This is a genomic window from Streptacidiphilus sp. P02-A3a, assembly GCF_014084105.1.
GTDB lineage: Bacteria > Actinomycetota > Actinomycetes > Streptomycetales > Streptomycetaceae > Streptacidiphilus.
Genome location: NZ_CP048289.1, coordinates 7782094 through 7807325, shown reverse-complemented (window position 1 = coordinate 7807325; position 25232 = coordinate 7782094). Strand labels below are relative to the sequence as shown.

The window sequence follows — 25232 nt, the reverse complement described above, 5'->3', positions numbered from 1 at the left end:
CTGTCCTTCCGCTCTTGCCAGGGCCGCAGTACTCCTCAGTAGCATGCGGGGACGTCCTGCGGCCTTGCGCATGGGCTGGTGAGTCAGGGAGGGCGCATGGCGGCTACGGCCACGCGGAGCGGCAGGGACGAGCGGCATCCCGGCGGGCGGAAGCCCGGCCGCCGGGATTGGAGCGCGGGCGCGATCCTGCAGGGTGTCGGCATCACCGTCGGCCTGATCGCCATGGTCGCCGGCTTCGTGCTGCTGGCGGTCCAGTACCGGCCGTACTCGGTGCCCACCGACTCGATGGCGCCCACGGTGGCGCCCGGGGACACGGTGCTCGCCCACCCGGTCAAGCCCGCCGACATCGGCCGGGGCGACGTGGTGATCTTCAACGATCCGCTCTGGGAGGGGTCGGACCTGGTCAAACGGGTGGTCGCGATCGGCGGGGACACGGTGGCCTGCTGCGACAGCAGCGGCCGGATCACCGTGAACGGGCATCCGATCACCGAGCCCTACCTGGAGAAGTCCGGCTCCGGCCCGCAACTGGGCCAGGACAGGTTCAGCGTCCGGGTGCCCCAGGGGCGGCTGTTCCTGCTCGGCGACAACCGGGCGGTCTCGCAGGACTCCCGGGTTCACCTGACCCTCGACGACGGCACCGTGGCCGCGAACCAGGTGGTCGCCCGGGTGGAGGGCGTCGCCTGGCCGCTCGGTGACGCCCGCACCATCGCCCGCACCAGTGCCTTCGACGCCCTCCCGGGCCAGGACGCCACCGCCCACCTGCCGCTCGCCGCCGAGGTCTGGAGCGTGCTCGGGGGCGCCGCGCTGGTGTTGTTCACCGCCGCACTGGGTACCTTCGGGGGACTGGTACGGCGGCTGCGGGGCCGCCGGGGATGACCCGGACCAGCGGAGACAGGGGGCGGACCATGGCGGTGCTGCGGCGCAGGGCGGCCCGGGTGCTGCTGCTCGACCCGGCCGACCGGTTACTGCTGCTGCACGGCTTCGACCCGCTACAGCCGGGGCGCCGGTGGTGGTTCACCCCGGGCGGGGGCGTGGAGCCGGGCGAGGACCTGCGGACGGCCGCCCGCCGCGAGATCGAGGAGGAGACCGGCATCCGCGAGGTGGAACTCGGGCCGCTGATCGCCAGGCGCAGCAGCGCCTTCAGCTTCGACGGACGTTCCTTCGAACAGGATGAGTGGTACTACCTGGCGCGGACCAGCACCACCGAGACCGACCCGTCCGGCCAGACCGAGCTGGAGCGGCGCAGCACGGACGGGCTGCGCTGGTGGTCCAGCGCGGAGCTCTCGGGCACCGGGGAGACGGTCTATCCGGAGGCCCTGGCGGGCCTGCTGGCCGCTGTCCTCGCAGGCGGCGCGCCAGCCGAGCCGGTCCTGCTCTCGGGTCCCGCCCCGTGGTCCACAATGGACGAACATACGCACAGCTGAGGGGAACGTGGGGATGAGTGCCGAGGACCTCGAGAAGTACGAGACCGAGATGGAGCTCAAGCTCTACCGGGAGTACCGCGACGTCGTCGGGCTGTTCAAGTTCGTGATCGAGACCGAGCGCCGCTTCTACCTCACCAACGACTACGAGCTGCAGGTTCACTCGGTCCAGGGCGAGGTGTTCTTCGAGGTGTCGATGGCTGACGCCTGGGTCTGGGACATGTACCGGCCGGCCCGTTTCGTCCGCAAGGTCAGAGTGCTGACCTTCAAGGACGTCAACGTCGAGGAGCTCGCCAAGAGCGACCTGGAACTGCCGTCGGACGAGGCCGGCTTCGGACCCTGATCGTTTCGGTCGTCCCTACCGTCAATACCCAGTCGCCCGGACTCACCCGTCCGGGTGGCTGAGTTTTGCACACCCCCCGAGTTGTCCACAGATCGGCCGACGGCCCTCACCTGACCCCCGGAACAGCGGAAGAGTCCTGTTCCGGAGGTGACCGCGATGACCGCACGCACACAGGCACTCGGCCGCTACGGCGAGGACGCCGCCGCCCGCCACCTGGCCGGGGCCGGGCTCACCGTACTGGAGCGCAACTGGCGCTGCCGGGCGGGCGAGCTCGACATCATCGCCCTGGACGGCGACACCATCGCCGTCTGCGAGGTGAAGACCCGCACCGAGCACGGCTTCCAGAGCCCCGCGGAGGCGGTGGACGACGAGAAGGCCGCCCGGCTGGTGCTGCTTTCCGAACGCTGGCTCGCCGAGCGGTGGTCCGGGCCGCCACCGCCCGGCGGGGTGCGGATCGACCTGCTCTGCGTCGTCCACGGCCGCCGGGGCGCCGCCCAGGTGGTGCACCTGCCCGGGGCGGTGGGCTGAGATGGCCTTCGCCCGCACCGGCTCGGTCGCGCTGCTCGGCGTCGACGGCGTGGTGGTCGAGGTCCAGGCCGACCTGGAGCCCGGCGTCGCCGCCTTCACCATCGTCGGGCTGCCGGACAAAGCCCTCAGCGAGGCCCGTGACCGGGTCCGCGCCGCCGTGGTCAACAGCGGCGAGAAGTGGCCGCAGCGCAAGCTCACCGTCGGCCTGTCACCCGCCTCGGTGCCCAAGAGCGGCAGCGGCTTCGACCTGGCCATCGCCTGCGCGGTGCTGGCCGCCGCCGAACGGCTCGACCCGGCGTCCATCGCCGGGCTGCTGCTCATCGGCGAGCTCGGCCTCGACGGCCGGGCCCGGCCGGTCCGGGGCGTGCTACCGGCCGTGCTCGCCGCCGCCGAGGCGGGATACCGCACGGTCGTGGTGCCCGCGCAGACGGCGCCCGAGGCCGCGCTGGTGCCCGGTATCGACGTCCAGGGCGTGCGCACCCTCCGGCAGCTGATCGCCCTGCTCAGCGGCCAGGAGCCGGTGCCGGAACCGGCCGATCCAACCGAGCGGGCGCTGCCCGACAACGCCCTCGCCGGGCTCTCGCTGCCCGGGCTCGGCGTCCGCAGCCGCGCCACCGACGGCAGCGACCTGCGCGACCTGGCCGACGTCGCCGGGCAGCACGAGGCCCGCCGCGCGCTGGAGATCGCCGCCGCGGGCGGCCACCACCTCTACCTGAAGGGCCCGCCGGGCGCGGGCAAGACCATGCTGGCCGAACGGCTGCCCGGGATCCTGCCCCCGCTCACCCCGCAGGAGGCACTGGAGGTCACCGCCGTCCACTCGGTCGCCGGGCTGCTGCCGCCGGGCAAGCCACTGCTCGGCTCCGCCCCCTACTGCGCCCCGCACCACTCCACCACCATGCCCGCCATCGTCGGCGGCGGCAGCGGGCTGCCCCGCCCCGGCGCGGTCTCGCTCGCGCACCGGGGCGTGCTGTTCCTGGACGAGGCGCCCGAGTTCCCGGTCCGGGTACTGGACGCGCTGCGCCAGCCGCTGGAGTCCGGCGAGGTGGTGGTCGCCCGCGCCGCCGGATCGCTGCGGCTGCCCGCGCGCTTCCTGCTGGTCATGGCGGCGAACCCGTGCCCCTGCGGTCGCTGGTCCCGCCGCGGCGAGGGCTGCGAGTGCACGCCCACCATGGTCAGCCGCTACCAGGCGCGGCTCTCCGGACCACTGCTGGACCGGGTCGACCTGCGGGTCGAGGTCGAGCCGGTGACCCGGCTGGCGCTGATGGAGCGGGACACCACGGCGGAGAGCACCGCCAGCGTCGCCGCCCGGGTCCAGGCCGCCCGCGACCGCGCCGCCGCCCGGCTCGCGGGCACCCCCTGGCGCACCAACGGCGAGGTCCCCGGGCACGAGCTGCGCACCCGCTGGCGACTGGCCGACGGGGCGCTGCACGACGCCGAACGCGAGCTGGAGCGCGGGCTGCTCACGGCCAGGGGGCTGGACCGGGTGCTGCGGGTCGCCTGGACCACCGCCGACCTCGCCGGCCTCGACCGGCCCGGCCGGGCCCAGGTCCGCACCGCGCTGTCGCTGCGCAGCGGCGTCCCGCACGGCCTGCCCCACCAGCCCGCATGAACCGAACGAACCGCACGAACCCCGAACGGGAGGTGTTCCCGATGCCGACGCAGCAGCTCTCCGATGCCGAGCGGGTCGCCCGGGCCGCGCTCAGCCGCATCGTCGAACCGGGTGACGAGGACGTGGGCGCCCTGCTGGAGCGCCACGGCCCGCAGGAGGTACTGGCGCGGCTGCTGGCCGGGCCCGCCGGTGAGGGCTTCCGGGCCCGGGCACTCGGCGCCGACCCGGTCGCCGACCTCGCCCACGCGCACGCGCTCGGGGCCCGGCTGGTCTGCCCCGGCGAAGCCGAGTGGCCGACCCAGCTGGACGACCTCGGCCCGGCCCGGCCGATCGGGCTGTGGGTGCGCGGCCCCGCCTCGCTGCGGCTGCTGGCCCTGCGCTCCGTCGCCGTGGTCGGCGCCAGGGCCTGCACCGCCTACGGCGTCCACGTCGCCGCCGACCTCGCCGCCGAACTGGCCGACGCGGCCTGGGTGGTGGTCTCCGGCGGCGCGTACGGCATCGACGCGGCGGCGCACCGGGGCGCGCTCGCCGCCACCGGCGTCACCATCGGCGTGCTCGCCTGCGGGGTCGACCAGTGCTACCCGCGCGGGCACAGCGCCCTGCTCGGCCGGATCGCCGAACAGGGCCTGCTGATCAGCGAACTGCCGCTGGGAGCGCATCCCACCCGGTCCCGGTTCCTGCTGCGCAACCGGGTGATCGCCGCCCTCACCCGGGGCACGGTGGTGGTCGAGGCCGCCCGCCGCAGCGGCGCGCTGAGCACCGCGCGCCGGGCCCGCGACCTGCGTCGGCTGGTGATGGGCGTGCCCGGTCCGGTCACCAGCGAACTCTCCTGCGGGGTGCACGCGCTGCTGCGGTCCGGCGGCAGCCTGGTCACCGACGCGGCCGAGGTCATCGAACTGGTCGGCGCGATCGGGGCGGACCTCGCCGAGGCCCGCCCGGGCCCGGTGCTCCCGCGCGACGCGCTCGGCGGCGAGGCGCTGCGGGTCCTGGACGCGGTTCCGCTCGGCCGCCTCGGCGCACCGGTGGACCGACTCGTCCGCGGCTGCGGCCTGCCGTCCGATACGGTGCTGCGCCGCCTCTACGAGCTCGGCGCCCTGGGGCTGGTCGAGCGCCGCGGGGGGAGTTGGTGCCTGCGCTGAATCCGGACACCTCCGGTGCGCCCGCCAGCCACCTGATCGAGCGAGCACGCGTTGCGCATAGCTCTCAGACAGCGTCCGGTCACGCTACGCTCACAACCGCTCGGTCCAACGCGGCCGATGGAACGGCAGAACGGCTCAAGACGACGCATGCCCATGTACTCAAGCTGTCCCGGGGACGAGCCCCGCACCTTCGGCAGGCGCCCCTGGCCGGCGCGGGTACGGAGGACGGCACCCCACGGCGAGGCTCAGTACATCCCCGGAGCTCGCAACGGCTCCTCCGCGCCCCGTCCCGGCCCCACCCCGGCTCCTGTCAACCCATCCGCCCCCGCGAACCCTCCGACCCCCGCCCCCACGCCGACCCCGGCCGACCCGCTCGTCGACCCACTCATCGACCCAAACCCAGGCCCAGGCCCAGGCCCAGGCCCGCAAGCCGGGGCCCCCGCCGCTGCCCCCGTCCCCGCGCCCCGACCCGCCTCGGCGCCCGCGGCGGAGCCCGCGTCGGAATCCGCCCCAGTACCCGCGTCCGAGCCGGAGGGGGCGGCCGGAGCACCGCCCGCGCCGCGCCGGACGCTGGACGAACTGTGGCGCAGCTACAAGGCGGAGGGCGATCCCCGGCTCCGCGAGCAGCTGATCCTGCACTACTCGCCGCTGGTCAAGTACGTCGCCGGGCGCGTGGGCGTGGGCCTGCCCGCCAACGTCGAGCAGGCGGACTTCGTCTCCTCCGGGGTCTTCGGACTGATCGACGCCATCGAGAAGTTCGACCCGGCCCGGGCCATCAAGTTCGAGACCTACGCGATCAGCCGGATCCGGGGCGCGATCATCGACGAACTGCGCGCCCTCGACTGGATCCCCCGCTCGGTCCGGCAGAAGGCGCGCGCCGTCGAACGCGCCTACGCCACCCTGGAACTCACCCTGCGGCGCACCCCCAGCGACCACGAGGTCGCGCTGGAGATGGGCATCGCCCTGGAGGACCTGCACACCATCTTCAGCCAGCTGTCACTGGCCAATGTCGTCGCCCTCGACGAACTGCTCAACCCCGGTGGCGACGGCGACGGCAGCGGCCGGGTCAGCCTGGTCGACACGCTGGAGGACACCGCCGCCGACAACCCGGCCGAGATCGCCGAGAGCCGCGAGCTCCGACGACTGCTCGCCCGCGCCATCAACACCCTCCCCGAGCGGGAGAAGACCGTGGTCAGCCTCTACTACTACGAGGGGCTGACCCTTGCCGAGATCGGCCAGGTGCTGGGCGTCACCGAGAGCCGGGTCAGCCAGATCCACACCAAGGCCGTGCTCCAACTGCGGGCCAAGCTCTCCGACGCCCGTTGACCCCGACCGGCAACCGGCTCACGGCGGCTGCCCCCCGGCCGAACCACCGGTCTAAGCTGGTCCGGTGCCCAAGATCCGAGCCGCCACCTTGGCCGAGCATCGTCAGTTGCAGCGCGACGCGCTGCTGGAGGCCGCCCGCGCGCTGCTCACCGAGGGCGGGATGGAGGCCCTGAGCTTCCCCAACCTCGCCCGCCGGACCGGCCTGGCCCGCTCCTCCGTCTACGAGTACTTCGGTTCGCGCGCTGCGGTGGTCGCCGAGCTCTGCGCGGTGGACTTCCCGGCCTGGGCGGCCGAGATCGCCGAGGCGGTCGCCGCGCAGGAGTCCCCCGAGGCGCGGGTCGAGGCGTACGTGCGGGCGCAGCTCGCCCTCGCCGGGGACCCCCGGCACCGGGCGGTGGCCGCTATCTCCGCCGGTGAGCTGGACGACACCGCGCGGGAGCGGATCCGGGCCTCGCACGGCCTGCTGGTCGGCCTGGTGGTCGCGGCACTGGCCGACCTGGGCCACCGGCAGCCCGGCCTGACCGCCGTCCTGGTCCAGGGGGTGGTCGAGGCCGCGGTGAAGCGACTGGAGATCGGCGCCGCCGAGGACCCCACCGCCATCATCGAGAGCGCGGTCGCGCTGGTGCTCCGGGGCGTCACCGCCCCCACCGGCTGACCGTCCTGACCCGTGGCCCCGGCGCCACCACCGTCGGTGGGCGGCAGCAGCCGGGCATGCCCGAGGCCGAGCAGGGCCAGCGGGTCGAGGTAGCGGTGCCCCCGGAGCAGCCCCCAGTGCAGGCAGGCGCGCGGGCAGTGGTCCGACCCGGCGGCGACCGTGCCGACGACCTCGCCCGCGGTGACCGCGGCCCCGACCGCCACGGTCGGCGACACCGGCTCGTAGGTGGTCCGCAGCTCGGGCCGGCCGGTACCGGGGTGGGTGACGGCCACGACGCCGGTACCCGCGATCGTCCCGGCGAAGGAGACCACCCCGGCCCGCGCCGCCCGGACCGGGGCGCCGACCGCCGCCGCCAGGTCCACCCCGCGGTGCCCGGCGTCCCAGGGCAGCGGCGGCGGGTCGAACCGGCGGAGCAGGCCGTCGAGCGAGCTCCCCACCGGCAGCAGCGCGCCCACCCCCGGCGGCAGCGCCAGCGTGTGGCGGTACGGCGGCGGATCCGGGTGCAGCACGATCGCGGCGTGCGCCGGACGCGGTGGTCCGGCCACGGTCATGGCCAGCCACAGCAGTACCCCGACCGCCAGCAGCACCGCCCGGCCGTCCGGCCGCGGCGGCCAGGGGCCGGGGCCGGTCGTACCGGACGGGCCGGACGGAGCGGCTGGGGGAGCGGCTGAGGCAGCGGTCGTGGCGGAGGTCGAGGCCGGGGGCGGGGTGGTGGAGGTCATGGTCAGCACTCTGCTCGCCGGAACCCGCAGTTCGGCGCCGGAAAACCGGAGCTGTGGACAAACCGGGGGCTGTGGACAACCTGCTCACCCGCACGAGTGAAGGTCACCCGCTCAGCGCGGTTCGCTCGGTGTCCCGGAGTTCCCGTACACTTCATTCGCGACCCGGCATGCCAGGTCGACTTCGCACGCCCCGCCACCGGTAGTTCGGCTCTCGTCCGCCCGGTGCAGTGCCACTCGGTCCGCAAGGGACACCAGGAAGCCCGCAGAGGGTACCCGGAGTTCCGCGCAGGCAGGGCACGGTCAGGGCGTCAGGCGCCACGGCCTCCCGGCCGCGGCGGACAACCGAGAAACCGAGGAGTACGGCCATGGCCGTCGTCACGATGCGGGAGCTGCTGGAAAGCGGCGTCCACTTCGGTCACCAGACCCGTCGTTGGAACCCGAAGATGAAGCGCTTCATCTTCACGGAGCGCAACGGCATCTACATCATCGACCTGCTCCAGTCGCTGAACTACATCGACCGGGCCTTCGAGTTCGTCAAGGAGACCGTTGCCCACGGCGGCAGCGTCCTCTTCGTCGGCACCAAGAAGCAGGCCCAGGAGGCCATCGCGGAGCAGGCCACCCGCGTGGGCATGCCCTACGTGAACCACCGCTGGCTCGGCGGCATGCTGACCAACTTCTCCACGGTCTACAAGCGTCTGCAGCGCCTCAAGGAGCTCGGCGAGATCGACTTCACGGACGTGGCCGGTTCCGGCCTCACCAAGAAGGAGCTGCTCGTCCTCCAGCGCGAGTACGAGAAGCTGGAGAAGACCCTCGGCGGTATCCGCGACATGCAGCGCGTGCCGTCCGCGGTGTGGATCGTCGACACCAAGAAGGAGCACATCGCCGTCGGTGAGGCGCGCAAGCTCCACATCCCGGTGGTCGCGATCCTCGACACCAACTGTGACCCGGACGAGGTCGACTACAAGATCCCGGGCAACGACGACGCGATCCGCTCCGTCACCCTGCTGACCCGCGTGATCGCCGACGCCGTCGCCGAGGGCCTGATGGCCCGTTCCGGTGCCGCCAAGGGCGACGCCAAGGTCGAGACCGGCGCCGACCAGCCGCTTGCCGACTGGGAGCGCGAGCTGCTGGTCGAGGGCGAGAAGAAGGAAGCCGAAGCCCCCGCCGAGGCGGCTCCGGCTGACGAGGCCCCGGCTGCCGAGGCTCCGGCCGACGAGGCCCCCGCTGCCGAGGCTCCCGCCGCCGAGGCCGAGGCCCCGCTTGAGGCCCCCGTCGCCGAGGCTGTGGCCGAGGCCGAGCAGGCCTGACGACTTCAGGGCGAGGGGCACGGCGGCGGACGCCGACGTGCCCCTCGCATCGCGTCGGGCCCGCTGAGATCCGGCCGGGCCCGGCCGACCCACTCCACCTCCACCGACATCGCGAGAAGAGACTGAAGAGGAATGGCGAACTACACCGCCGCCGACGTCAAGAAGCTCCGTGAGCTCACCGGCGCCGGCATGCTGGACTGTAAGAACGCTCTGGTCGAGGCCGACGGCGACGTCGAGAAGGCCGTCGAGCAGCTCCGCATCAAGGGCCAGAAGGGTGTCGCCAAGCGCGAGGGCCGCGACGCCACCAACGGCGCCGTCGTCTCCCTGCTTGAGGGCGGCAACTCCGGCGTGCTGGTCGAGCTGAACTGCGAGACCGACTTCGTCGCCAAGGGCGGCCGCTTCGTGGAGGTCGCCAACGCGCTGGCCGCCCACGTCGCCAAGACCTCCCCGGCCGACATCGAGACCGCGCTGGCCAGCGAGATCAACCCGGGCCAGACCGTCCAGCAGTTCGTGGACGAGGCCAATGCGAACCTCGGCGAGAAGATCGTCTTCCGCCGCTTCGCCCAGTTCACCGGTGGCGCCTTCGTCGCGGCCTACATGCACCGCACCGACCCCGACCTGCCGCCGGCCATCGGCGTGCTGGTCGAGCTCGACCAGGAGAACGCGGAGATCGCCAAGGACGTCGCGCAGCACATCGCCGCCTTCGCCCCGAAGTACCTCTCCCGCGAGGACATCCCGGCCGAGGACCTCGACAACGAGCGCCGCATCGCCGAGGCCACCGCGCGCGAGGAGGGCAAGCCCGACGCTGCCCTGCCGCGCATCGTCGAGGGCCGGGTCACCGGCTTCGTCAAGGAGAACTCGGTCCTGGAGCAGGCCTTCGCCAAGGACAACAAGAAGACCGTCCAGAAGGTCCTGGACGAGGCCGGCGTCAAGCTGGTCCGCTTCGCCCGCTTCCGCGTCGGCGCCTGACCCCTGGGGTCTGCGGCGGACGCCCCGACCGGGGATCCGCCCATACGATGTGAGTCGTGGATACGACGAGGAGGCCACTGCCGTGCAGGTAACCGTACTGGTGCCCGCGGTAGTGGCCTCTTCTCGTACGCGCGCTCGCACCAGCGCCGGCACATGCTCATGCACCAGAAGGAGTCGATGCAGATGACCACAGAGGACGGGGCGCGCCGCCGCGTACTGCTCAAGCTCTCCGGCGAGGCGTTCGCCGGCGGGGGCGGGCTCGGCGTCGATCCGGACGTGGTCCACGCCATCGCCCGCGAGATCGGCATCGTGGTCCGGGGCGGCACCGAGGTCGCGATCGTGATCGGCGGTGGGAACTTCTTCCGGGGCGCGGAGCTCCAGCAGCGCGGCATGGACCGGGCCCGCTCGGACTACATGGGCATGCTCGGCACGGTGATGAACTGCCTCGCGCTCCAGGACTTCCTGGAGAAGGAGGGCATCGAGACCCGGGTGCAGACCGCGATCACCATGGGCCAGGTGGCCGAGCCGTACCTGCCGCTGCGGGCGGTGCGCCACCTGGAGAAGGGGCGCGTGGTGATCTTCGGCGCCGGTATGGGCATGCCGTACTTCTCCACCGACACCACCGCCGTCCAGCGCGCCCTGGAGGTCCACGCCGAGGTGCTGCTGATGGGGAAGAACGGGGTCGACGGGGTCTACGACTCCGACCCCAGGACCAACCCGGGCGCGGTGCGGTTCGACAGCCTGGAATACTCCGAGGTGATCACGCGTGATCTGAAGGTCGCCGACCTCACCGCGATCACCCTCTGCAAGGACAACGACCTGCCGATCCTGGTGTTCGAGCTGCTGGCCGAGGGCAATATCGCCCGCGCGGTGCGTGGTGAGAAGATCGGCACACTGATCAACGGGGCGTCCGGCCAGGAGTGACCCGCCCGGCCGGTCCCGGCCGGGGGATGGACAAGCGGCCGGACGTCCGCGAACGTGCCCGGTAGCAGCCGCGACAGCGGTAGTAGCAGTGCCCGCACAGCAGGAGTCGAGACCGGGTAGCACCGGACAGGAGCACATTGTGATCGAAGAGACCCTCCTTGAGGCCGAGGAGAAGATGGAGAAGGCCGTCGCCGTCGCGAAGGACGACTTCGCCGCGATCCGTACCGGCCGTGCCCATCCCGCCATGTTCAACAAGATCGTCGCCGAGTACTACGGCGCGGTCACTCCGATCAACCAGCTGGCGTCCTTCTCGGTCCCGGAGCCCCGGATGGCGATCGTCTCGCCCTTCGACAAGAGCTCGCTGCGGGTCATCGAGGAGGCCATCCGCAACTCGGACCTGGGCGTCAACCCGTCCAACGACGGCTCCATCATCCGGGTGAACTTCCCGCAGCTCACCGAGGAGCGGCGGCGGGAGTACATCAAGGTCGCCCGGACCAAGGGCGAGGACGCCAAGATCTCCATCCGCGCCGTGCGCCGCAAGGCCAAGGACGTCCTGGACAAGCTCAACAAGGACGGCGAGGCCGGTGAGGACGAGGTCCGCCGCGCCGAGAAGGAGCTGGAGGACGTCACCGCGCGTTACGTGGCGCAGGTCGACGAGCTGCTCAAGCACAAGGAAGCCGAGCTGCTAGAGGTCTGATGAACGACGACTCCTATTGGGGGCCCGCCGCCGGCGACGGAGGTGCTGGGGCCCGAGCGCAGCAGGGCCACGGATCTCCTTCAGGAGGACCGGTCCAGCCCCCGTGGGCGGGACCGGCGTTCGACCACTCGCAGCAGTACCCGCTGCCGGGCGGCGACGACATGGCGCAGACTCAGTACATGCCGCCAGTCGCCGACCACAGCGGACCGGGACCCTACGGAGCGGTTCCCCCGGAGGGGCCGGGACAGCCCGACCCGGAGGCGGCGACCCGGTTGTCCGGGCCGCTGTTCCGGGACGACCTGCCCGCGCCCGGGGCGGGCTCGGCGGTCGAGCAGACCGCCATACTCCCGCCGATAACCGAGGACACCCGACCGCCGTCCGGTCCGGCCGCACGGCCGGGACCGGTGCCGGTCGCGGCCATGGCGGCGGCCGGGACGCCCGGTGGACCCGGCGCGGGCGGCGGCCACGGCGCCCCGGGGGTCCCCGAGGGCCCGGCGGCGCCCGGTGCGCCGAAGGCCCCCAAGGGCGGACGCAACCTCCGCGCGGCCGTCGGCGTCGGGCTGGGGCTCGGCGTGGTCGTGGTGGTGTCCCTGGTCATCGTGAAGTGGCTGTTCGTCGGCGTGGTCGCCGCCGTCGTGGTGATCGGCATGTGGGAGCTGACCAGCCGGCTCACCGAGAGCAAGGGCATTCACGTCCCGCTGCCGCCGCTGGCCCTGGGCGGGGTGGCGATGCTGGTCGCCGCCTACCTCGGCGGGCCCGAGGCGGCGCTGGTGGCGTTGGCGCTGACCTGCCTGGCGGTGCTGGTCTGGCGGATGAGCCAGCCACCCGAGGACTATCTGCGGGACGTCACGGCGGGGGTGTTCACCGCCTTCTACGTGCCGTTCCTGGCCACCTTCGTGATGCTGATGCTGGCCGCCCACGACGGCCCGCAGCGGGTGGTGCTGTACATGGTGCTGACGGTGTGCAGCGACACGGGCGCGTACGCGGCCGGTTCGCGCTTCGGCAGGCACAAGCTCGCGCCCACGATCAGCCCCGGCAAGACCCGCGAGGGGCTGGCGGGCGGGGTACTGCTGTGCATGCTCGCCGGCGCGCTGGGGATGCAGTTCCTGATCAAGGACGGCAGCTGGTGGCAGGGGCTGGTGCTGGGCGCCTGCGTGGCCGTCAGCGCGACTCTGGGCGACCTGGGCGAGTCGATGATCAAGCGCGACCTCGGCATCAAGGACATGGGCACGATGCTGCCGGGCCACGGCGGGATCATGGACCGGCTGGACTCGCTGCTGCCCACCGCCCCGGTGGTGTGGCTGGTCCTGGTCGGCTTCGTCGGCGCGGGCTGACCCGGCCCGCCCCCGCACTGCCCCGCCCCGGTCACCGCTCGGTGACCGGGGCCGCTGTTTTCGTGCCCCGGCGGCGACCTGCGACACTGGGGGAACTATGCCTACCAAGCCCGGTGAACTCACCTTTGTCGCGCCGCGTGGCGCGAAGCCCCCGCGCCACCTCGCCGACCTCAGCGCCGACGAGCGCCGGGAGGCGGTGGCCGCACTGGGCGAGAAGCCCTTCCGCGCCGACCAGCTCTCCCGCCAGTACTTCTCCCGGCTGTCGGACCGCCCGGAGCAGTGGACCGACATTCCGGCCGCCGCCCGGGAGCGGCTCGCCGGGGAGCTGCTGCCGGAGCTGATGTCGGTGGTCCGCAACGTCTCCTGCGACGACGACAGCACCCGCAAGACGCTGTGGAAGCTGTTCGACGGGGTGCTGGTGGAGTCCGTGCTGATGCGCTACCCGGACCGGGTGACCATGTGCATCAGCTCGCAGGCGGGCTGCGGCATGAACTGCCCGTTCTGCGCCACCGGCCAGGCCGGGCTGACCCGGAACCTGTCCACCGGCGAGATCGTCGAGCAGATCGCGGCCGGGATGCGCGCGATCAAGGCGGGCGATTTCGGCGGCGCGGCCGAGGGCGAGGAGGGCGCGGTCCGGCTCAGCAACATCGTCTTCATGGGCATGGGCGAGCCGCTGGCCAACTACAAGCGGGTGATCGCGGCGATCCGGCGGCTGACCGACCCGGCGCCGTCGGGCTTCGGCCTGTCGCAGCGCGGGATCACCGTGTCCACGGTCGGGCTGGTCCCGGCGATGGACCGGCTGGCCGCGGAGGAGCTCAGCGTCCGGCTCGCGGTGTCGCTGCACGCGCCGGACGACGAGCTGCGCGACACCCTGGTCCCGGTGAACACCCGCTGGAAGGTGGCGGAGGTGCTGGACTCGGCGTGGAACTACGCGGAGCGCTCCGGCCGCCGGATCTCCATCGAGTACGCCCTGATCAAGGACATCAACGACCAGGCCTGGCGGGCCGACCTGCTGGGACGGCTGCTGAAGAACCACCGGGCGCACGTCAACCTGATCCCGCTGAACCCGACGCCGGGCTCCAAGTGGACGGCGTCCCGGCCCGAGGACGAGCGGGAGTTCGTCCGGCAGCTACAGCGGCACGGGGTCCCGGTGACCGTCCGCGACACCCGCGGCCAGGAGATCGAGGGCGCCTGCGGGCAGCTCGCCGCGGCGGGCTGAGCGCGGCGGGCGGTCAGCCGAGCGCGGCGGCCAGCGCCGCCGCGGCGCCACCGGCCGCCAGCAGCACCAGCGTGGTCGCTGCGGCGCGCAGCAGCGCCGCGCGCCGCCGCAGCAGCCCGGGCGCGCCCATCCGCAGCAGCGAGGCGTACGTCCGGCGGCGGGCGCTGATCAGCTCGCCCACCCGGGCCAGCAGCGCGCCCAGCACGCACAGCGCGATCAGCCCGGCCTCGACGGCGGGCAGCGGACCCCGGGCCGGTTCCAGCCGGGCGGCGGCGACCGCCGCCAGCGCGCCGGAGACGGTGAGCACCGCCAGCGGCGTGCCCAGCTGCCAGGCGCCCGCCTGCAACCCGCGCCCGGCCAGGAGCCGCACCGGCCGCGGGCGGCCCAGCGCCAGCGCCGTTCCGGTCCCGTAGAGCAGCGCCGGGATCGCCAGGCCGATGCCCGCGATCGCGGTCGGGCCGCCCAGCAGCGCGGCCAGGTCGGAGCCGTCGCGCCGCCCGGCGAGTTCGACGACGGTGCCGACCCCGGGGACGAGCACGGCGGCGGCGAGGTACAGCGGTGAGGGCCGACGCAGCGCGACGTCCGCCTGGTCCGGCGGCAGCAGGTCCTTGGGGCGGACCGCCGCCGCCGCGGCCAGGCCGCCGAGCAGCGGTACCACCGCGAGCAGGGTGGCGGTCCCGGCGGCCGGCAGCGGCGCGCTGACCCCGAGGGCCGGGTCGAGCCGCCCGCCGGGGACGAGTTCCAGCAGGTGGGCGCGGAGCACCAGGAAGCCCAGCAGCCCGAGTACCGTGCCCGCGGCGCAGGCCAGGGCGATCTCCAGGGCCAGCAGGGCCCGCAGCCGGGCCGCCCCGGTCCCGGCGGCGAGCAGCCCGGTCAGCCGGGCCGAGCGGCGTGGCGGCACCGAGCGGGCCCAGGCCGCCGCCAGGTAGCCGACCCCGGCCAGCGGTGGCAGGCACCACAGCAGCCGTGCGCCGGTGGTCCAGGCGTGCGCGGCGGACGGGTCGGCCGGGGTGCTCAGCGCCCAGCCGAGGGCGCGCAGCAGCAGCGCCGCCACCGCCGCCGAGGCGGCCGCGGTGAGCAGCCAGCGGCCGAGATCGAGGGCGCGGTAGCCCCGGGTCAGACGGAGGTAGGCGAACAACGGTCCGGATCCTCTTCGACGGTTTTCGGCGGCACGGCCGAGACGGCGGTCGAGCCCGCGACCGGGGGCGCGGGCGCGGCCAGGGCCTGCCGGGCGCCGACCGGGGTGGCCAGCCTGCCGTCGGTCATCGCCGCGACCCGGTCGGCGTAGCGGGCCACGGCCGGGTCGTGGGTGGCCAGCAGCAGCGTGATCCGGTGCGAGCGGGCGGCGGCGACCAGTATCCGCATCACCTGGTCGCGGGCCTCGCGGTGCAGCGGCGCGGTCGGCTCGTCGGCGAACACCACGCTGGGGCCGTGCGCCAGCGCCCGGGCCACGGCGATCCGCTGCCGCTGGTCCTGGCGCAGCTCGGCCGGGCGCTGCCGGGCGCAGTCGGCGACGTCGAGCCGCTCCAGCCACTCGGTGGCGGCGGTCGCCGCCTCCTTGCGGGTGGCGCCGGCCAGCAGGGGCGCCAGGGTGACGTTCTCGGCGGCGGTCAGCTCCGGGACCAGCTGCGGTTCCGGGCCGATCCAGCCGAAGCGCTCCCGGCGCAGCCGCTCCCGCGCGGCCCGGGCCAGGGTGTGCACGGGGGAGCTGTTGAACCAGATCTCCCCCTCGTCGGGGCTGCTCAGGCCGCTGAGGCAGTCCAGCAGGCTGCTCTTGCCGCTGCCGCGGGGGCCGGTGACGGCGAGCACCTCGCCCTCGCGGACGCCGATGGAGACCCCGCGCAGCGCGGGGGTGCCCTGGTGGGCCTTCACCAGCGCGCGCGCCCACAGCACGTCGTTGTCCGGTGGGGCGGTGGTCACAGGGTCCTCCCGGTGGAGATGCTGCTTCTGAAGGTAGAACGACTGGTCGGCGGACCGGTTGCGCGACACGGCTTCGGCGGGCACGCGAAAACGCCGCAGGGCGGCTCTGACCGTGTGGTCGGGGCCGCCCTGCGGCGGAAGCGGGGTCCGTGGACCTGCTTACATGCGGCTCCAGGCCTCGGTGAGGACGGTCCGCAGGATCTGCTCGATCTCGTCGAAGGTCGACTGGTCGGCGATCAGCGGCGGCGAGAGCTGGATGACCGGGTCGCCACGGTCGTCGGCGCGGCAGTACAGGCCGTGCTCGAAGAGCGCCTTGGAGACGTACCCGTAGAGGATGCGCTCGCACTCGTCGTCGTTGAAGGACTCCTTGGTGGCCTTGTCCTTCACCAGCTCGATGCCGTAGAAGAAGCCGTTGCCGCGGACGTCGCCGACGATCGGCAGGTCGTGCAGCTTCTCCAGGGTGGCCCGGAAGGCGTCCTCGTTCGCGAGGACGTGCTTGTTCAGGCCCTCGCGCTCGAAGATGTCCAGGTTGGCCAGCGCCACGGCGGAGGAGACCGGGTGGCCGCCGAAGGTGTAGCCGTGCAGGAAGGTGTTGTCGCCCTTGTAGAACGGCTCGGCGATCCGGTCGGAGATGATCGCGGCGCCGATCGGGGAGTAGCCCGAGGTCATGCCCTTGGCGCAGGTGATGATGTCCGGGATGTAGTCGAACTTGTCGCAGGCGAACATCGTGCCCAGGCGGCCGAAGGCGCAGATGGTCTCGTCGGAGACGAGCAGCACGTTGTACTGGTCGCAGATCTCGCGGACCCGCTGGAAGTACCCGGGCGGCGGCGGGAAGCAGCCACCGGCGTTCTGCACCGGCTCCAGGAAGACGCAGGCGACCGTCTCCGGGCCCTCGAACAGGATCTCCTGCTCGATCTGGTCGGCGCACCAGCGGCCGTAGGCCTCGGGGTCGTGGCCGTGGATCGGGGCGCGGTAGATGTTGGTGTTGACGACCTTGTGGGCGCCCGGAACCAGCGGCTCGAACGGGGCCTTCAGGGCCGGCAGGCCGGTGATCGACAGGGCGCCCTGGGGGGTGCCGTGGTAGGCCACCGCGCGGGAGATCACCTTGTACTTGGTGTGCTCACCGGTCAGCTTGAAGTACTGCTTGGCCAGCTTCCACGCGGTCTCGACGGCCTCGCCGCCACCGGTGGTGAAGAAGACCTTGTTGAGGTCGCCGGGGGCGTAGTTCGCCAGCCGCTCGGCGAGCTCGATGGCCGCCGGGTGCGCGTAGCTCCAGATGGGGAAGAAGGCGAGCTTCTCCGCCTGCTTGCGGGCGACCTCGGCCAGCTCGGCGCGGCCGTGACCGGCCTGCACCACGAACAGACCCGCGAGACCGTCGAGGTACTTGCGGCCGTTCGAGTCGTAGATGTAGGTGCCCTCACCACGGACGATCGTGGGGACGGGGCTGTTCTCGTACGAGGACATCCGGGTGAAGTGCATCCACAGATGGTCGTAGGCGGACTTCGAAAGGTCCTTCGTGGCCGGGTCGGCGCTCATCGGGTACCCCAGGTGTAGGTCTGTTTCCGTAGCTTCAGATAAACGAAGCTTTCGGTTCTCCGCACGCCGGGAAGCGCGCGGATACGCTTATTGATCAGTTCGAGGAGGTGCTCGTCGTCCTCGCATACCAGTTCGGCCATCAGGTCGAACGAGCCTGCGGTGACGACGACGTAGTCCACCTCGTCCATGGCGGCCAGCGCGTCGGCGACCGGGTCGATGTCGCCCTCGACGGTGATGCCGACCATCGCCTGCCGGGAGAACCCGACGGTCAGCGGATCGGTCACCGCGACGATCTGCATGACGCCCTGGTCGAGCAGCTTCTGGACGCGCTGCCGCACGGCCGCCTCGGACAGGCCCACGGCCTTGCCGATGCTGGCGTACGGACGCCTGCCGTCCTCCTGGAGTTGCTCGATGATCGCCTTGGAGACGGAGTCGAGGGGAACGCTGCCGTTCCGGTCACGGTTGGCCACGGGGCCACCATGCCCTATGGGTGGCGCAGCTGGCAAGGGAATCCGTCGCAAGATAATGAAAACGACACTGATTCCATCGTTGTCGTGCCCCGGGTCTGCCGATAACCGCAGGTTGAGAGCTAGGCTGGTACGGACCGGGCACGCCGGAGTGCACGATTCAAGGAGAGGTCACCGTGAGCGAGCTTCACACGCTGCGCAACTACATCAACGGCGCGTTCGCCGACGCGGCCGACGGCCGCACCACCGAGGTCGTCGACCCCACCACCGGTGAGGTGTACGCCACGGCGCCGCTCTCCGCCGAGGCCGACGTCGACGCCGCCATGACGGCTGCCGCCGCCGCCTTCGAGGGGTGGCGCGACACCACTCCGTCGCAGCGGCAGCTCGCCCTCCTGAAGATCGCCGACGCGATCGAGGCCCGGGCCGAGGAGCTGGTCGCGGTCGAGTCGAAGAACACCGGCAAGCCGCTGGGGCTGACCGCCTCCGAGGAGCTCCCGCCGATGGTGGACCAGATCCGCTTCTTCGCGGGCGCCGCCCGGCTGCTCGAAGGCAAGTCCGGCGCCGAGTACATGGAGGGCCTCACCTCCTTCGTACGGCGTGAGCCGGTCGGCGTCTGCGCCCAGGTCGCGCCGTGGAACTACCCGATGATGATGGCGGTGTGGAAGTTCGCCCCGGCCATCGCAGCCGGGAACACGGTGGTGCTCAAGCCCTCCGACACCACCCCCGCCTCGACCGTGCTGCTGGCCGAGATCATCGGCGGGATCCTGCCGCCCGGCGTCTTCAACGTGGTCTGCGGCGACCGGGAGACCGGTCGGCTGATGGTCGAGCACCCGACCCCGGCGATGGCCTCCATCACCGGCTCGGTCCGGGCCGGGATCCAGGTCGCGGGCTCCGCCGCCAAGGACGTCAAGCGGGTGCACCTGGAGCTCGGCGGCAAGGCCCCGGTCGTGGTCTTCGACGACGCCGACATCGCCTCGGCGGTCGAGGGCATCTCGGTGGCCGGGTTCTTCAACGCGGGCCAGGACTGTACCGCCGCCACCCGGGTGCTGGTGCACGAGGGCATCCACGACGAGTTCGTCGCGGCGCTGGCCAAGGCCGCCGCCGAGACCAAGACCGGTCAGCCCGACGACGAGGACGTGCTCTACGGGCCGCTGAACAACGCCAACCAGCTCGCCCAGGTCAGCGGCTTCATCGAGCGGCTTCCGGAGCACGCCAAGGTCGAGGCCGGCGGCCACCGGGTCGGCGACAAGGGCTACTTCTACGCCCCGACCGTCGTCTCCGGGCTGAAGCAGGACGACGAGATCATCCAGAACGAGGTCTTCGGCCCGGTCATCACCGTGCAGAAGTTCAGCGACGAGGCGGAGGCCGTGGCCAACGCCAACGGCGTCGAGTTCGCGCTGGCCTCCTCGGTCTGGACCAAGGACCACGGCCGGGCGATGCGGCTGGCCAAGCGGCTGGACTTCGGCTGCGTGTGGATCAACACCCACATCCCGCTGGTCGCCGAGATGCCGCACGGCGGCTTCAAGAAGTCCGGCTACGGCAAGGACCTCTCCGCCTACGGCTTCGAGGACTACACCCGGATCAAGCACGTGATGACCTCGCTGGAGGGCTGACCCCCCCCGGCACGGACGAACGGGCCTCCCGGCAGCTGCCGGGAGGCCCGTTCGTCCGTGCCTCAGCCTCCGGGACGTCCGGCTCAGACGTCCCAGAGGAAGCGGTGGGTGTGGATGCCGAAGTACGGGAAGTTCTCCACCCGGGTGACGCCCTCGATCGGCCGCACCACGTCGTTGATGAAGTCCAGCAGCTCCCGCGGCTGATGGCAGACCACCTCGGCGAACAGGTCGAAGCCGCCCGAGGTCAGCACGCTGTAGACGACCTCGGCGCGCTGCCCCAGCGTGTCCGCCACCGCCCGGGCGTCGCCGTCCACGGCGATGCCGAGCAGCGCCATCGCCTGGCCGCCCATCCCCATCGGGTCGGTCACCCCGACCACCTGCACCACGCGGGTGTCGATCAGCCGCTGCAGGCGCTGCCGCGCGGCGGAGGGGGACAGGCCCACCCGGGGGCCCAGGTCGGCGTAGGGGATGCGGCCGTCGGTCTGCAGTTCGCGCAGGATGGCCCGGTCGATGTCGTCCACAGGCGTCAGTCTCCCCTACCCCCGGCCGCCGGTGCCGCCCGGTCTCAGCCGACCAGCTCGGCCAGGGCCTCGGCGAACAGCGCGGTGTGCGTGTCCACGTCGGCCTCGGTGGTGGCCGGGCAGATCAGCGCCATGTTGTGGAACGGGGTCATCAGCACGCCCCGGTTGGCCATGAACAGGTGCAGGAAGTCCTCCAGTTCGGCGTCGGCACCGGCGGCGGACTCGGTGCCGTTGCGCGGCGCCGGGTCGGCGAAGCGGTACTCGCTGCGCGCGCCCAGGCGGCTGACCGACCAGGGCAGGCCGTGCTTGGCGATGCCGTCGCGGACCCCGGCCTCGAACCGCTCGGACAGCGCGCACATCCCGGCGAACGCCTCGTCGGTGAGCACCTGCTCCAGGGTGGCCCGCATCGCGGCCACCGACAGCGCGTTCCCGGCCAGGGTGCCGCCGACCCCGCCCATGTCGACCAGGTCCAGGTCGGCCCGGCCCAGCAGCCGCTCGGACAGCTCCGCCGACAGTCCGTAGCCGCCCGCCGGGATCCCGCCGCCGATGGCCTTGCCGATGGTCAGCAGGTCGGGCTCCAGGCCGTAGGCGGCGGTCGCCCCGCCCGGACCGGCCGAGAAGGTGTGCGTCTCGTCGTTGATCAGCAGCGTCCCGAACCGCCGGGTCAGCTCGCGGACGCCCTCCAGGTAGCCCGGCTCCGGCAGCACGATGCCGATGTTGGTCAGCGCGGGCTCCATCAGCACCGCCGCCACGTCGCCGTGGGCCAGCTCGCGCTCCAGCCCCTCCAGGTCGTTGAACTCGGCCACCCGGCTGGTCAGCGTCACCTCGCAGGGCGCGCCGACGTTGCCCGGACGGCTGGCTCCCCGGCCGTCCGGGCCGACCACGATCAGCGACTCGTCCACGCTGCCGTGGTAGCTGTAGCTGTTGACCAGGATCTTGGAGCGACCGGTGACCGCGCGGGCCAGCCGGATCGCCCAGCGGTTGGCGTCGGTCGCGGTCAGCGAGAAGGACCAGCGCGGCAGCCCGAAGCGGCGGGCCAGCTCCGCGCCGACCCATTCGGCGTCCTCGGTCGGCAGCATCGCGGTCGCCCCGCCGCGCACCCGGTAGCGCTGCTCCACGGCCTCGGCGACGGCCTCGGGGGAGTGCCCGGCCATCGCGCCGGTGTCGCCCAGGCAGAAGTCGACGTACTCGTGACCGTCGATGTCGCTCACCCGCGCCCCGCGCGCGCCGTCGAGGTACAGCGGGAACCCGCCGGCGCTCTTGTTCATCCAGGTCATCGGCACTCGGCCGAACAGGTGCTCGGCGCGCTGGTAGGCGGCCTGCGAGCGCGGGTTGCGGGCCGCGCTGGCCGCCGTCTCCCGGGCGAGCAGCCCGGCCAGTCGGGCACGGTCGACGGATGTGGGCATGGGGAACCTCCTGTAGGGCCGGTAGGCCGACCGTACAGTCGAATCGATCGTCCAGGCAACGCCTTGCGCTCGAATCACGCGCGGATATCGCGGAAACTAGCGCCGCACCGCGTCCAGTGAGAGCAGCGCGACATGCAGCGACAGGCAGGACTCGACCTGGTCCAGATCCACCCCGAGCACCCGCTCGACCTTGTGCAGCCGGTCGTAGAACGACGGCCGCGACAGGTGTGCCGCGTCCGCCGCCGCCGACTTGTTGCGGCCCTGCTCCAGGTAGATCCGCAGCATCTGGATCAGCTGGCTGTTGTGCTCCGCGTCGTACGCCAGCAGCGGCCCCAGCTCCCGCTCCACGTAGGTCTGCAACCGGGCGTCGTCGCGCAGCAGGTGCAGCAGGCCGCGCAGCCGCACGTCCGGCAGCCGGTAGTACGAGGCCGAGCGGGCCCCCGAGGGCGGGGCGTCGTGCAGCGCCGCGTCGGCGACCTGGGTCGCCTCGACCAGCGTCCGCCGGGCATCGCGCACCGAGCCGACCGAGGAGCCCACCGCGATCACCGGCTCCGGGTCCTCCGCCTCCTGCACCAGCCGCCGCAGCGAGGAGGCGAAGCCCTCCAGCGCGCTGTGCTCGTCGTCGCGCGAGCCGAGCGAGACCAGCAGCCCCACCGCCTCGTCGTCCAGCGCCCCGACCAGCGCGGTCAGCCGCTTCTCCCGGACGGCCGCCGCCACCGTCTCGGTGAAGTCCCGCAGCCGCGCCTGCGCCTCCAGCGCCGCCGGGGCGGGACCGTGCCGCTGCCGCAGTACCACCCCCACCAGCCGCCGCCCCTCCAGCGGCACCCCCAGGGCACTGGCCCGCAGCGCCACATCGGAGACCGTCAGGGCGTGGGTGAGGATGCCGGACAGCAGCGTGCGGTGGGTCTGCCGCTCCAGGCTCTCCCGGTCGCGCACCAGCAGCCGGTTCAGCGCCAGCGTCGCCGCAGCCCGCTCCAGCAGCATGGTGTGCCGGTGCGAGACGGCCTCCGGGGTGGCGTTCTCCTGCGCCGAACCCGGCGCACCCACCAGTACCAGCCGCCCCCAGTCGTGGCCGCGCGCCCCCACCTGGGTCACCAGCCAGCCGGTGCGCGGATCATGCCCGGTACGCCCGGCCGGACGCACGCCGCGCGAGCGCGACTCCCACCCGGCCAGCAGCACCTGCGCGCTCTGCCCGGCCGGGTCGTACGCCAGCACCTGGTGGGACAGGTTCTCCAGTACCACCGGGGCCTCGGCCATCCGCGAGACCTGGCGGACCACCTCGACCGGCTCCGCGCCCTCCACCGCCAGCTCATTGAAGATCTGGTGGATCGCCTCCGACGAGCGCAGCTCCTCCAACTGCTCGTTCACCACCAGCGCGTGCACCGCCTCGGTCACCGCCACGAAGCGCAGCTCCCGCCGCAGCACGATCAGCGGCAGCCCGCGCTGCTCGGCGGCGTGCACCAGGGCGCGCGGCAGGCTGTCGAAGTAGCGCCGCCCGAACTCCACCACCAGCCCGGCCGCGCCCACGTCCGCCAGCTCGCGGACATACCGGGCCAGGCCCTCGCGGTCCTCCGGCAGCGCGATACCGGTGGTCAGGATCAGCTCCCCGCCCTGGAGCACGCCCGCGACGTCGGACAGCTCGCTGACATGCACCCAGCGCACCGGGCGCTCCAGGTGCTCCTTGCCGGCGACGACCTCGGGCAGGCCTCGGGTGACCACTTCCAGGGCGAGGACACGGGCGAGGGTGGGGAACAAGACGGCCTCCAGGAGGGATACGGACCCCTTCATGGTGTCAGGTCCACCCGACATGCGGGCAACGAGGTGTCGCCCATCACCCCGCTTCCACGGTGTAATGCCAGTAACGATCTGCCTTACGCCCCGTTGCTTGCTGGATCCGCCCGAACCGAGGCATCGTCGCAGGGTGGGCGGCCTGACCCGCCCTGTGTCCGGACTTGCTGTGCGCCTGGAGGAATAGATGGACCAGTCCATTGTCGGCACCCGCTTCGACGCGGGAGCCCAGTACCTCGACGGAGCGCTGCGCCCGGGCACCGGCGACGAGCACTTCGACGTGGTCAACCCCGCCGACGGCAGTGTGGTGCAGCGGGTCCGGCTCGCCTCCACCGCCGACGTGGACGCCGCCGTCGCGGCCGCCCGGCGGGCCTACCCCGAGTGGGCCGGGAGCACCCCGGGCGCCCGTTCCGAGGCGCTGCTCAAGCTCTCCGGCATCCTCGCCGAGCGGGCCGACGAGCTGGCCCGGGTCGAGAGCGCGCAGACCGGCAAGCCGATCAAGCTGAGCACCGAGTTCGACGTGCCCGGCACCGTCGACAACACCGCCTTCTTCGCCGGCGCCGCCCGCAACCTGGAGGGCAAGGCCACCGGCGAGTACTCCGGCGACCACGCCTCGTCGATCCGGCGCGAGCCGATCGGCGTGGTCGGCTCCATCTCGCCGTGGAACTACCCGCTGCAGATGGCCGCCTGGAAGATCCTCCCGGCGATCGCGGCGGGCAACACCATCGTCCTCAAGCCGGCCGAGCTCACCCCGCTGACCTCGCTGATGTTCGCCCAGGCCTGCACCGACGCGGGCATCCCGGACGGTGTGGTCAACGTGGTCACCGGCGCCGGCCGGACCGCGGGCGAGCACCTGGTCGGCCACCCCGACGTGGCCATGGTCTCGTTCACCGGCTCCACCGGCGTCGGCAAGCGGGTCGGCGAGCTCGCCGTCCAGGGCGTCAAGCGCACCCACCTGGAGCTCGGCGGCAAGGCGCCGTTCGTGGTCTTCGACGACGCCGACCTGGACGCCGCGGTTCAGGGCGCGGTGGCCGGCTCGCTGATCAACACCGGCCAGGACTGCACCGCCGCCACCCGCGCGTACGTCCAGCGCCCGCTGTTCGACGCCTTCGTCGAGGGCGTCGCGGAGCTCTACAACCTGATCCGGCTCGGCGACCCGTTCAACCCGCAGACCGACCTCGGACCGCTGGTCTCGCTGCGCCAGCGGGACAGCGTCGCCGGGTTCGTCGAGCGCGCCCGGGGCTACGGCGCGACCATCGCGGCGGGCGGCTTCGCGCCGGAGAAGGGCCACGACGGCACCGACCTCAGCAAGGGCGCCTACTACCGCCCGACCCTGATCACCGGCGTGAGCCAGGACGCCGAGGTGGTGCAGAGCGAGATCTTCGGCCCGGTACTCGTGGTGCTGCCGTTCGACAGCGACGAGGAGGGCCTGCGCCTCGCCAACGACACCCCCTACGGTCTCGCCGCCTCCGCCTGGACCCGCGACGTCTACCGCTCGCTGCGGGCCACCCGCGAGATCAAGGCCGGATGCGTCTGGGTCAACGACCACATCCCGATCATCAGCGAGATGCCGCACGGCGGCTACAAGGCCTCCGGCTACGGCAAGGACATGTCGCAGTACTCGCTCGATGAGTACACGCAGGTCAAGCACGTGATGCAGGACATCACCGCGGTCGCCCGCAAGGACTGGCACCGCACGGTCTTCGGCGACCGCTGACCGCACCGCTCCACCGTCGCACCGCTCCACCGCTCCACCGTCGCAACAACCCTCCACAGCGCCCGAGGGCG

At 72.7% G+C, this 25232-nt stretch carries 22 protein-coding genes and 2 pseudogenes; 16 read left to right on the top strand and 8 right to left on the bottom strand.

Features of this window, described 5'->3' with window-relative positions:
• Window positions 1-96 precede the first annotated feature (96 nt).
• The 8 genes and pseudogenes from lepB (at window position 97) to GXP74_RS32760 (ending at window position 7021) form a co-directional block, all read left to right on the top strand.
• Window positions 97-876: a signal peptidase I gene (gene lepB, locus GXP74_RS32795; protein WP_182454885.1), complete on the top strand. Its 780-nt coding sequence runs from the start codon at window positions 97-99 to the stop codon at window positions 874-876.
• Window positions 877-905: 29 nt separating this feature from the next.
• Window positions 906-1424, top strand: a complete 519-nt coding sequence (locus GXP74_RS32790) for an NUDIX hydrolase (RefSeq protein WP_182454884.1) — start codon at window positions 906-908, stop codon at window positions 1422-1424.
• 13 nt (window positions 1425-1437) lie between these two features.
• Window positions 1438-1764: a DUF2469 domain-containing protein gene (locus tag GXP74_RS32785; protein WP_034090139.1), complete on the top strand. Its 327-nt coding sequence runs from the start codon at window positions 1438-1440 to the stop codon at window positions 1762-1764.
• Between the two features lie 156 nt (window positions 1765-1920).
• A complete protein-coding gene (locus tag GXP74_RS32780; RefSeq protein ID WP_182454883.1) occupies window positions 1921-2292 on the top strand; it encodes a YraN family protein in 372 nt (123 codons plus the stop codon).
• A gap of 1 nt (window position 2293) precedes the next feature.
• Window positions 2294-3901: a YifB family Mg chelatase-like AAA ATPase gene (locus tag GXP74_RS32775; RefSeq protein ID WP_182454882.1), complete on the top strand. Its 1608-nt coding sequence runs from the start codon at window positions 2294-2296 to the stop codon at window positions 3899-3901.
• A gap of 41 nt (window positions 3902-3942) precedes the next feature.
• Window positions 3943-5040, top strand: a complete 1098-nt coding sequence (dprA, locus tag GXP74_RS32770) for a DNA-processing protein DprA (protein ID WP_225448366.1) — start codon at window positions 3943-3945, stop codon at window positions 5038-5040.
• A gap of 543 nt (window positions 5041-5583) precedes the next feature.
• Window positions 5584-6366 (top strand): annotated as a pseudogene (gene whiG, locus GXP74_RS32765) (RNA polymerase sigma factor WhiG); the annotation flags it as partial.
• An 88-nt stretch (window positions 6367-6454) separates the two neighbouring features.
• A complete protein-coding gene (locus tag GXP74_RS32760; RefSeq protein ID WP_182456796.1) occupies window positions 6455-7021 on the top strand; it encodes a TetR/AcrR family transcriptional regulator in 567 nt (188 codons plus the stop codon).
• A 140-nt stretch (window positions 7022-7161) separates the two neighbouring features.
• Here GXP74_RS32760 and GXP74_RS32755 read toward each other — a convergent pair.
• A pseudogene (locus GXP74_RS32755) lies at window positions 7162-7572 on the bottom strand (peptidoglycan DD-metalloendopeptidase family protein); the annotation flags it as partial.
• A 536-nt stretch (window positions 7573-8108) separates the two neighbouring features.
• On the opposite strand from GXP74_RS32755, the gene rpsB reads away from it, so the two are divergent.
• The 6 genes from rpsB to rlmN all read left to right on the top strand — a co-directional run bounded on the left by rpsB (window position 8109) and on the right by rlmN (window position 14193).
• The gene (gene rpsB, locus GXP74_RS32750) at window positions 8109-9050 is read left to right on the top strand and encodes a 30S ribosomal protein S2 (RefSeq protein WP_182454880.1); all 942 of its coding nucleotides are present in this window, start codon (window positions 8109-8111) and stop codon (window positions 9048-9050) included.
• Between the two features lie 132 nt (window positions 9051-9182).
• Window positions 9183-10019, top strand: a complete 837-nt coding sequence (tsf, locus tag GXP74_RS32745; protein ID WP_182454879.1) for a translation elongation factor Ts — start codon at window positions 9183-9185, stop codon at window positions 10017-10019.
• A gap of 183 nt (window positions 10020-10202) precedes the next feature.
• Window positions 10203-10943, top strand: coding sequence for a UMP kinase (pyrH, locus tag GXP74_RS32740; RefSeq protein ID WP_182454878.1), 741 nt, complete (start codon window positions 10203-10205; stop codon window positions 10941-10943).
• Between the two features lie 139 nt (window positions 10944-11082).
• Window positions 11083-11640 (top strand): ribosome recycling factor, encoded by a 558-nt coding sequence (gene frr / locus GXP74_RS32735; RefSeq protein ID WP_182454877.1) that lies wholly within the window; start codon window positions 11083-11085, stop codon window positions 11638-11640.
• 179 nt (window positions 11641-11819) lie between these two features.
• Window positions 11820-12974, top strand: a complete 1155-nt coding sequence (locus tag GXP74_RS32730; RefSeq protein ID WP_370468488.1) for a phosphatidate cytidylyltransferase — start codon at window positions 11820-11822, stop codon at window positions 12972-12974.
• Between the two features lie 97 nt (window positions 12975-13071).
• Window positions 13072-14193: a 23S rRNA (adenine(2503)-C(2))-methyltransferase RlmN gene (gene rlmN / locus GXP74_RS32725; RefSeq protein WP_182454875.1), complete on the top strand. Its 1122-nt coding sequence runs from the start codon at window positions 13072-13074 to the stop codon at window positions 14191-14193.
• A 13-nt stretch (window positions 14194-14206) separates the two neighbouring features.
• Here the strand turns inward: rlmN and GXP74_RS32720 are convergent, their stop codons facing one another.
• The 4 genes from GXP74_RS32720 to GXP74_RS32705 form a co-directional block, all read right to left on the bottom strand.
• On the bottom strand, window positions 14207-15331 hold the full coding sequence (locus GXP74_RS32720; protein ID WP_182454874.1) for a hypothetical protein: 1125 nt from the start codon (window positions 15329-15331) through the stop codon (window positions 14207-14209).
• Window positions 15310-16113 carry an ABC transporter ATP-binding protein gene (locus GXP74_RS32715; protein WP_182454873.1) on the bottom strand — a complete coding sequence of 268 codons (804 nt, stop codon included), beginning with the start codon at window positions 16111-16113 and terminating at the stop codon, window positions 15310-15312. Before GXP74_RS32715 ends, GXP74_RS32720 begins: the two co-directional genes overlap by 22 nt.
• A gap of 159 nt (window positions 16114-16272) precedes the next feature.
• Entirely contained in the window at window positions 16273-17649 is a 1377-nt protein-coding gene (locus GXP74_RS32710) for an aspartate aminotransferase family protein (RefSeq protein WP_182454872.1), read from the bottom strand.
• A complete protein-coding gene (locus tag GXP74_RS32705; RefSeq protein ID WP_182454871.1) occupies window positions 17646-18119 on the bottom strand; it encodes an Lrp/AsnC family transcriptional regulator in 474 nt (157 codons plus the stop codon). Before GXP74_RS32705 ends, GXP74_RS32710 begins: the two co-directional genes overlap by 4 nt.
• 173 nt (window positions 18120-18292) lie before the next feature.
• On the opposite strand from GXP74_RS32705, the gene GXP74_RS32700 reads away from it, so the two are divergent.
• Window positions 18293-19729 (top strand): gamma-aminobutyraldehyde dehydrogenase, encoded by a 1437-nt coding sequence (locus GXP74_RS32700; protein ID WP_182454870.1) that lies wholly within the window; start codon window positions 18293-18295, stop codon window positions 19727-19729.
• Between the two features lie 83 nt (window positions 19730-19812).
• On the opposite strand, the gene GXP74_RS32695 is transcribed toward GXP74_RS32700, so the two are convergent.
• The 3 genes from GXP74_RS32695 to GXP74_RS32685 all read right to left on the bottom strand — a co-directional run bounded on the left by GXP74_RS32695 (window position 19813) and on the right by GXP74_RS32685 (window position 23411).
• Window positions 19813-20250 carry an Lrp/AsnC family transcriptional regulator gene (locus GXP74_RS32695; protein ID WP_182454869.1) on the bottom strand — a complete coding sequence of 146 codons (438 nt, stop codon included), beginning with the start codon at window positions 20248-20250 and terminating at the stop codon, window positions 19813-19815.
• A gap of 44 nt (window positions 20251-20294) precedes the next feature.
• Window positions 20295-21656 (bottom strand): transaminase, encoded by a 1362-nt coding sequence (locus GXP74_RS32690; protein ID WP_182454868.1) that lies wholly within the window; start codon window positions 21654-21656, stop codon window positions 20295-20297.
• Between the two features lie 96 nt (window positions 21657-21752).
• Complete coding sequence (locus GXP74_RS32685; protein WP_182454867.1) at window positions 21753-23411, bottom strand: PucR family transcriptional regulator; 1659 nt, start codon at window positions 23409-23411, stop codon at window positions 21753-21755.
• A 220-nt stretch (window positions 23412-23631) separates the two neighbouring features.
• Between GXP74_RS32685 and GXP74_RS32680 the strand changes: the two genes are divergently transcribed.
• Window positions 23632-25161, top strand: a complete 1530-nt coding sequence (locus GXP74_RS32680) for a gamma-aminobutyraldehyde dehydrogenase (RefSeq protein ID WP_182454866.1) — start codon at window positions 23632-23634, stop codon at window positions 25159-25161.
• The last annotated feature ends 71 nt before the right edge of the window (window positions 25162-25232 follow it).

Coding starts and splice junctions, on each gene's coding strand:
- tsf (WP_182454879.1), top strand. CDS start 9,183: ATGGCGAACTACACCGCCGCCGACGTCAAGAAGCTCCGTGAGCTCACC.
- GXP74_RS32710 (WP_182454872.1), bottom strand. CDS start 17,649: ATGAGCGCCGACCCGGCCACGAAGGACCTTTCGAAGTCCGCCTACGAC.
- GXP74_RS32790 (WP_182454884.1), top strand. CDS start 906: ATGGCGGTGCTGCGGCGCAGGGCGGCCCGGGTGCTGCTGCTCGACCCG.
- rpsB (WP_182454880.1), top strand. CDS start 8,109: ATGGCCGTCGTCACGATGCGGGAGCTGCTGGAAAGCGGCGTCCACTTC.
- lepB (WP_182454885.1), top strand. CDS start 97: ATGGCGGCTACGGCCACGCGGAGCGGCAGGGACGAGCGGCATCCCGGC.
- GXP74_RS32680 (WP_182454866.1), top strand. CDS start 23,632: ATGGACCAGTCCATTGTCGGCACCCGCTTCGACGCGGGAGCCCAGTAC.
- rlmN (WP_182454875.1), top strand. CDS start 13,072: ATGCCTACCAAGCCCGGTGAACTCACCTTTGTCGCGCCGCGTGGCGCG.
- GXP74_RS32775 (WP_182454882.1), top strand. CDS start 2,294: ATGGCCTTCGCCCGCACCGGCTCGGTCGCGCTGCTCGGCGTCGACGGC.
- GXP74_RS32780 (WP_182454883.1), top strand. CDS start 1,921: ATGACCGCACGCACACAGGCACTCGGCCGCTACGGCGAGGACGCCGCC.
- GXP74_RS32690 (WP_182454868.1), bottom strand. CDS start 21,656: ATGCCCACATCCGTCGACCGTGCCCGACTGGCCGGGCTGCTCGCCCGG.
- GXP74_RS32730 (WP_370468488.1), top strand. CDS start 11,820: ATGCCGCCAGTCGCCGACCACAGCGGACCGGGACCCTACGGAGCGGTT.
- GXP74_RS32785 (WP_034090139.1), top strand. CDS start 1,438: ATGAGTGCCGAGGACCTCGAGAAGTACGAGACCGAGATGGAGCTCAAG.
- dprA (WP_225448366.1), top strand. CDS start 3,943: ATGCCGACGCAGCAGCTCTCCGATGCCGAGCGGGTCGCCCGGGCCGCG.
- pyrH (WP_182454878.1), top strand. CDS start 10,203: ATGACCACAGAGGACGGGGCGCGCCGCCGCGTACTGCTCAAGCTCTCC.